Genomic DNA, 953 nt, shown 5'->3' with positions numbered 1-953 from the left:
CGTTAGTTTTTCCACCCTTATGGAAGAAAAAATCGATAAAACCTTTGCAAAAAGAATTCTCAAGGACATCATTCAAAACAACGGAACCAGTCCGACCCCTGAGAAAATCAAAACCATTGTCAGCAGATACTTTAAAATCAAGGTTTCCGATATGGAGAGTTCTAAGAGAACCAGCAATATTGCATTTCCAAGACAGATTGCCATGTATCTCTGCAGAGAATTAACCGATTATTCCCTTCCTAAAATCGGAAATCTATTTGGCGGCAGACACTACACTACAGTTATGCATGCTTGTGACAAAATTCAGGATGAAATAAAAAGCAATGAATCAGTCAAAGAAATTATAGAAAACCTAAAAAAGGATATTTCTGAATAACTTTTACAGCTTATCCACAAATTTTTAACTTTAAATTTTTAAGATATTGCAAGGGGCAGAAAAGTTATCCACAGAATCCACAGCCCCTACTACTATTACTACTAAATTAATATAAGAAAAAGATGGCATTTCGGAGGTTTTAAGTATGAAATTCACATGCAACCAATCAGTTCTCACCAAAGCATTAAATATCGTGTCCAAAGCGGTAACATCGAGAACCACTATTCCAATTTTAAAAGGTATCCTTTTAGAAGTATCTAATAACGGCACATTAAAAATGTCAGCTTCAGATTTAGATATTACGATAGAAGAAACAATTGAAGTTGAAAACGCCGAAAGCGGTTCCATTGTAGTACAATCAAAACTTTTTGGCGATATTATCAGAAAGCTTCCTAATGCCGATGTCAGTGTGGAACAGGAAGAAGGAAATGTAATCATCAAATGCATGAATTCTCAGTTCAGTATCATAGGTCTTTCTCCTGATGAATTTCCAAATATAAAAGATATAGAAGAAAATCAAGGCAATATCGTATTCAATAAAACAATTTTAAAAGAGATGATTAGAAAAACATCTTTT

At 33.6% G+C, this 953-nt stretch carries 1 protein-coding gene and 1 pseudogene; both read left to right on the top strand.

Annotated features, from left to right (window positions below; translation table 11 throughout):
- Positions 1–376, top strand: a 376-nt coding sequence (locus D1841_RS17565) for a helix-turn-helix domain-containing protein (RefSeq protein ID WP_305801094.1), incomplete at its 5' end; no start/stop codon positions are given.
- A gap of 145 nt (positions 377–521) precedes the next feature.
- A pseudogene (locus tag D1841_RS17560) lies at positions 522–953 on the top strand (DNA polymerase III subunit beta); the annotation flags it as partial.

The sequence above is a fragment of the Neglectibacter sp. X4 genome (assembly GCF_009917365.1).
Lineage (GTDB): Bacteria > Bacillota > Clostridia > Oscillospirales > Acutalibacteraceae > Acutalibacter.
This window is presented reverse-complemented; position numbering and strand designations above follow the sequence as displayed.